The organism is Kitasatospora sp. NPDC059747 (assembly GCF_042732955.1).
In the GTDB taxonomy this organism is placed as follows: Bacteria; Actinomycetota; Actinomycetes; order Streptomycetales; family Streptomycetaceae; genus Kitasatospora.
Map to the genome: position 1 here is coordinate 50,168 of NZ_JBHWGV010000004.1, position 6,213 is coordinate 56,380.

Below are 6,213 nucleotides of genomic sequence, written 5' to 3' on the forward strand. Positions count from 1 at the left end.
ATCTCCGCCCGGGACACCCCGGTCGCGCTGACCTTCCACATCAACAACATCACCTTGTGTTCGGTACTTCGTTAGGGGGGCGGGCCGTCCGCCCCCCCCCCGAATCCGTTTTGGTCCAGCGGCGCGGACGCGTTAGCCTGGTTCGATGTGTGTGCTGGCGACCGGGTGTCGCCCCGGTTCCGCACGCACCAGCAATCACCTCTCGGAAGGACCCGGAGAGACATGCCTCCCAAGAAGAAGAAGGTCACGGGGCTTATCAAGCTCCAGATCAACGCCGGCGCGGCCAACCCGGCTCCGCCGGTCGGCCCCGCGCTGGGCCAGCACGGCGTCAACATCATGGAGTTCTGCAAGGCCTACAACGCTGCGACCGAGTCGCAGCGCGGCATGATCGTGCCGGTGGAGATCACGGTCTACGACGACCGTTCCTTCACCTTCATCACGAAGACGCCGCCGGCCGCGCGCCTCATCCTGAAGGCCGCCGGTATCGACAAGGGCTCCAGCGAGCCGCACAAGACCAAGGTCGCCAAGCTCACCAGCGCCCAGGTCCGCGAGATCGCCACGACCAAGATGCCCGACCTCAACGCCAACGACCTGGACGCGGCGGAGAAGATCATCGCCGGCACCGCCCGGTCGATGGGCATCACCGTCGAGGGCTGACCAGCCCCGTCCCGTCAGGGACAAACCGGCTCAGCCGTCCCTGTGGTAGGGCCTGCGCAGGTCCGTCGAATACCACAACTCCAATCACCATTCAGGAGCAGCAGTGAAGCGCAGCAAGGCTCTGAAGGCCGCGGACGCTCAGGTCGACCGCGAGCGCCTTTACGCCCCCCTCGAGGCCGTCCGCCTCGCCAAGGCGACCAGCACCACCAAGTTCGACGGCACCGTCGAGGTCGCCATGCGTCTGGGCGTCGACCCGCGCAAGGCCGACCAGATGGTCCGCAGCACCGTGATCCTCCCGCACGGCACCGGTAAGACCGCTCGGGTCCTGGTCTTCGCGACCGGCGAGCGTGCCGAGGCCGCGCGTGCTGCGGGCGCCGACATCGTCGGCTCCGACGAGCTCATCGACGAGGTCGCCAAGGGCCGCCTCGACTTCGACGCCGTCGTCGCCACCCCGGACCTCATGGGCAAGGTCGGCCGCCTGGGCCGCGTGCTCGGTCCCCGTGGCCTGATGCCGAACCCGAAGACCGGCACCGTGACCCCGGACGTCGCCAAGGCCGTCAACGAGATCAAGGGCGGCAAGATCGAGTTCCGCGTCGACAAGCACTCGAACCTGCACTTCATCATCGGTAAGGCCTCCTTCACCGACGAGCAGCTGGTCGAGAACTACGCCGCCGCGCTGGACGAGGTGCTCCGCGCCAAGCCGTCCGCCGCCAAGGGCCGCTACATCAAGAAGACCGCGTTCTCGACCACCATGGGCCCCGGCATCCAGGTGGACCCGAACCGCACCCGCAACCTCCTCGTCGAGGAAGACCCGGCCGCGGTCTGAGCCACAGCGCTCCAGAGCAGTCCGTCACGGCGGGCCCGTACTCCCCTCGCGGGGAGTGCGGGCCCGCCGTCGTTGCGTTGTCGGGCGCGTCGTACGCTCGGCCGGTCGGATCATGTGACCGACTCGTGTCGACCGCCGGAGTGTGCCGTGCTGCCGTCCGCCCACCGCCTCGCCGCCCTCGGGGCCGTCCTGCTCCTGCTCGGTGGCACCACCGGGTGCAGCCTGCTGGCCGTCCCGGACGCCCGTACCCCGGGCAACGTCGCGGCGGCGGTCCCGCCCAGGCAGGTGGTGCTCGCGGCGGCCCAGGCGCTCGACGACGCCGGCGGGGCCCGGATCGACGTCGTGACCGAGGGCCCGGCCGGGCGCCGCACCGCGAGCGGCACGCTGGTCTGGGGCGACCGGGACGAGACCGACCTGAGCGTCACCGACGAGCTGGGTACCGGGCGGCTGACCGGCCGCGACGGCGAGTTCGACCTCGTCTACCAGGGCGGCGCGGCCAAGCACGCGGACCGTACGGGCGCCGAGTCGCTGGACCCGCGCGCGGGCGCCTCGCCCGGCGGGTACGCGGGCGGCTGGACGACCTGGCTGATCAGCACTCCGGGCAGCACGGCGTACACGATGGTCCAGGCCGGGGCGCTCGGTTCGCTCGGCGCCGAGCAGCTGGCCGGGACGACGGTCGCGCACTACCAGGGCGCGGCGCCGGTGGCCGACTACTTCGGCGCGGACAAGGACTTCTCGGCCGAGCGGCTCGCCGGGGTGCTCGCCTACTACCGCGGGCTCGGGGTCACCACGATCGGGTTCGACGTGTGGGTGGGGCCGGGCAACCGGCTGCTGCGGTTGCGCGAGACGGCCAGGGGGAGCGGTGGAACCGTGGTGACCACGACGGACGTCTCCGCCCCCGGGGAGGGAGAGGGAACGCCCGCCCCGACGGGCTGACGGGCGCGCGGACATCCCCGCGTGCCGGTTCTGGCGATCCGTTAGAGTCCGCCTGAGCGAGGGCCGAAAATCGGCTCTTCAGCGGATCGTTTCGGATCTTACGGGGGGACTCCCATGCGTGCTGTGCGTCTCGCTTCGGCCGTTGTCACGGCCGCCGTGCTGGTGGGGGGCGTGACCGCCTGCGGCAGCAGTGCCAAGAGCGCGGCCGACACCAAGGGCGGTGACACCAAGGCCGCGGGCGACGCCGTCGCCGGGGCCCTGGGCGGGGACCCGAAGGCCGCGCTGGCCGCTTCCGCGCTGGTGATGCAGAAGGCCGGCAACGGCAAGGTCACCATGGTCGCCCCGGACGGCTCCACCCACACCGGCGGCAGCGGCGACGCCGACTGGAAGGACCCGGGCAAGACGTCCGTGGACCTCACCGGTGAGATGGACACCAAGAAGCTGCGCATCCGGGTGGTCGGGACCGACGTCTACCTCGGCGGCGGGGACGCCGAGGCCGCGGCGCTCGGCGGCAAGCACTGGGTGAAGATGCCCGCCGGCAACGAGATGGGCGACGGCCTCCTGCTGATGACCCAGATGCTCAACCCGGTCGTCCAGCTGACCCTGGCCGCGGCGAACAAGCCGACCAAGGTCGGCCAGGAGGCCGTCGAGGGCACCCAGGCCACCCACATCCGCTCGGTGGAGGACACCTCCACCATGGTGGCCGGCATGACCGGGCTCAGCCCGGAGCAGCGCCAGGCCGTCCAGAAGTCGCTGGAGCAGGACGGCAAGACCATCACCGTCGACCTCTGGCTCGACGCCAAGCAGCAGCTGGTGCAGCTCCAGGAGTTCGGCGACAAGAACGGCGAGCACGACGCCGTCACCGTCAAGTACACGGGTCTCGGCAGCGCGGCGAAGATCGCGGCGCCCGCCGCGGCGGACCTCGGCAACCCGGCCGACATCCTCAAGCTGCTCGGCTGAGCCGCCCGACCACCGCACGGGGAGCCCATCGGGCTCCCCGCTCGGCAAGCTCCTGACGCCCCTCACCGGCGGCCGGTCGGCCCCGTACCGCTCCACCCGGGACGCGATGTACCTGCGCCTCGGCGGTCAGGCCGTCGGTGCCATGGGAGGGCGGCACTGGCTGCACTACGACAAGGCGGTCAGGGCGAAGGTCTCCGGGGGGGCGACCAGCTCCAGAACGCCGACCCGGCGCCACCAAGAACGGCGCGTTCAGGGTCACCGTCACATACTCGGACTACGGCACCCCGGTGACCGCCCCCGCTCCGGACCCCGCCGACACGGTGGAGCCGTCCGAGCCGGCGGCGCTGGACACGGGGGGCGCCGCGGGCTGGCCCGGGCCCGGGTGGCATGGTGGCCGGAACAGCGAGGCCGCCGCGGCGGCGACCGCGGCGGAAGGGCGACCGGGGCGAAAGGGGACAGCGATGGCGGGACGGCGGCGGCTGACGGCCGTGGCGGTCGTCGTGCTGCTGGCGAGCGGGCTGAGCGCGTGCGGCGGTGGCGGCGACGCCGGGCCGACGCCCACCGGCAGCCCGACCCCGACCAGCGCCTCCCCGACGGGGCCGGCCAAGCCGACCGACCGCTCGCCGCACGGCGTCCTGCTCTCCGCCGAGCTGGCCATGCAGACCGCCCGCCGGGCCAAGGTCAGCTACCGGCTGGGGGCCGACGCCGGCGCCGGGCCGCTGTTCTGGCAGCCCAAGACGGCGCTGCAGATCAAGCGGTCCACCCCGGCCGACGCCGAGCAGCTGATCGTCGTGGACACCGTCGCCTACCAAGGCGGCGACGCGGCCACCGCGGCCCGTCAGGGCGGCAAGCACTGGGAGCGCTTCTCCACGCCGCCGGGCCCGGACGGCCACAAGGAGGTCCCGTACGCGGGGCTGATCGACCTGCTGAACCCGGTCGAGGCGCTGACCGCCGCGACCGCGGACGGCGTGGAGCCGCGGTTCGTCGCCGAGGAGAAGTTCGAGGACTCGACCGTCGAGCACTACCAGGTGACGACGACCGCGGAGAAGTACGCGGCCGCCCAGACCCAGCTGAGCCAGTCCCGCCGGGACGGGCTGCGGGCGGCGCTCGCCCCCGGCGGCTCGCTCTCGCTGACCCTGGACCTGTGGCTGAACGACAAGGACCAGCTGGTCAAGCTCCAGCGCACCGGTACCGGGGACTCCGGCCGGGCGGACGACTCGGTGCTCTACACCGACCTCGCCGGCGCCCTGCTCTCCGTCCAGGCCCCTGCCGAGACCGACACCGTGGACACCGGGACGCGCACCGTGTCCCCGCTGGCCCGCTGAGCTCCCGGCGTCCCGGGGGCGATTTGCCCCGGACGGCGGAGTCCGGTTACTGTTGCCGAAGCCAAAGACCGCTGGTTGTCGCCACGCTCTCGTCAGGGAGCCGGTGACCGAAGGATCTGCGCCCCGTGCGCAGGCAGCCCGCGCAGGTGTGTCTGGAGCTTCGACTTCCGGGTCCGCGTTCGCGCGAATGCCCGTCGAGGTCGCTACGAGCCCCGTGCGCCTGCGCACCGGGGCTCATTGCATTTTCCGCAAGAGCTTTCCTTCCGTCCGGTCGGTTCGAGGTGTGAATGGTCGACTTTCGCGGTCGGCCGGACTTCGACATCACGGAAGGAGGCGTAAGCCTATGGCCAGGCCCGACAAGGCTGCCGCCGTCGCCGAGATCACGGACAAGTTCCGTGGCTCCTCCGCGGCGCTGCTGACCGAGTACCGCGGTCTCTCGGTGAAGCAGGTCAAGACCCTGCGTCGCTCGCTCGGCGACAACGCCGAGTACGCCGTGGTGAAGAACACGCTGACCAAGATCGCGGCCAATGAGGCCGGGATCTCCGAGCTGGACGACCTGTTCAACGGTCCGACGGCTGTCGCCTTCGTCACCGGTGACCCGGTGGAGTCGGCGAAGGCTCTGCGTGACTTCGCCAAGGAGAACCCCGCTCTCATCATCAAGGGCGGTGTCCTTGACGGTAAGGCGCTGTCCGCCGATGAGATCAAGAAGCTCGCGGACCTCGAGTCCCGCGAGGTGCTGCTCGCCAAGCTGGCGGGTGCCCTGAAGGCCAAGCAGTCCCAGGCTGCCGCGCTCTTCCAGGCCCTGCCGTCGAAGCTCGTCCGCACTGTGGACGCGCTGCGCGACAAGGTCGAGCAGGGCGGTGCCGGTACGCCGGCTCCCGCCGCCGAGGACGCCGCCGCCGAGTAATTCGGCAGGCTCACGCCTCGCTGCGGGCCCGTGCCCGCCCAACCCGTACATACGGCACCACCTGCCGATTTAGTGGAAGGACGCCATCATGGCGAAGCTGTCCCAGGACGAGCTGCTCGCGCAGTTCGAGGAGCTCACCCTCATCGAGCTCGCTGCCTTCGTGAAGGCCTTCGAGGAGAAGTTCGACGTCACCGCCGCCGCCCCGGTCGCCGTTGCCGCCGCCGGTGGCCCGGCCGCCGTTGAGGCCGTCGAGGAGCAGGACGAGTTCGACGTCATCCTCGATGGTGCCGGCGACAAGAAGATCCAGGTCATCAAGGAGGTGCGCACCCTGACCTCCCTCGGCCTGAAGGAGGCCAAGGACCTCGTTGACACCGCTGGTGCCAAGGTCCTGGAGAAGGTTGCCAAGGACGTTGCCGAGAAGGCCAAGGCCGCCCTCGAGGGTGCCGGCGCCAAGGTCACCGTCAAGTGATCTCGGGCCCCCTCCGAGGGGGCTCCGGGCCGGGGGGGGGGGGGGCCGCGGGCGGGGGGGGGGGGGGCCGGGGCGGGGGGCGGGCCCCACCGAGCGGGCGCGAGGGGGGGGGCGGCGCACAGGCAGCGCGCGC

At 71.6% G+C, this 6,213-nt stretch carries 7 protein-coding genes; all 7 read left to right on the top strand.

The features are described from left to right. Positions 1 to 222: 222 nt before the first annotated feature. The 7 genes from rplK (at position 223) to rplL (ending at position 6,080) form a co-directional block, all read left to right on the top strand. Positions 223 to 657, top strand: coding sequence for a 50S ribosomal protein L11 (rplK, locus tag ACFV4G_RS02970; RefSeq protein WP_350511356.1), 435 nt, complete (start codon positions 223 to 225; stop codon positions 655 to 657). Positions 658 to 760: 103 nt separating this feature from the next. Further along, complete coding sequence (gene rplA, locus ACFV4G_RS02975) at positions 761 to 1,483, top strand: 50S ribosomal protein L1 (protein ID WP_360342401.1); 723 nt, start codon at positions 761 to 763, stop codon at positions 1,481 to 1,483. 147 nt (positions 1,484 to 1,630) lie between these two features. Further along, positions 1,631 to 2,419 (top strand): hypothetical protein, encoded by a 789-nt coding sequence (locus ACFV4G_RS02980; protein WP_380435851.1) that lies wholly within the window; start codon positions 1,631 to 1,633, stop codon positions 2,417 to 2,419. A gap of 123 nt (positions 2,420 to 2,542) precedes the next feature. Beyond that, complete coding sequence (locus ACFV4G_RS02985; protein ID WP_380435853.1) at positions 2,543 to 3,379, top strand: hypothetical protein; 837 nt, start codon at positions 2,543 to 2,545, stop codon at positions 3,377 to 3,379. Between the two features lie 461 nt (positions 3,380 to 3,840). Then, positions 3,841 to 4,704: a hypothetical protein gene (locus ACFV4G_RS02990; RefSeq protein WP_380435855.1), complete on the top strand. Its 864-nt coding sequence runs from the start codon at positions 3,841 to 3,843 to the stop codon at positions 4,702 to 4,704. A gap of 343 nt (positions 4,705 to 5,047) precedes the next feature. Further along, a complete protein-coding gene (gene rplJ / locus ACFV4G_RS02995) occupies positions 5,048 to 5,611 on the top strand; it encodes a 50S ribosomal protein L10 (RefSeq protein ID WP_350503606.1) in 564 nt (187 codons plus the stop codon). A gap of 88 nt (positions 5,612 to 5,699) precedes the next feature. Beyond that, positions 5,700 to 6,080 (top strand): 50S ribosomal protein L7/L12, encoded by a 381-nt coding sequence (rplL, locus tag ACFV4G_RS03000; protein WP_363648534.1) that lies wholly within the window; start codon positions 5,700 to 5,702, stop codon positions 6,078 to 6,080. Positions 6,081 to 6,213: the final 133 nt, after the last annotated feature.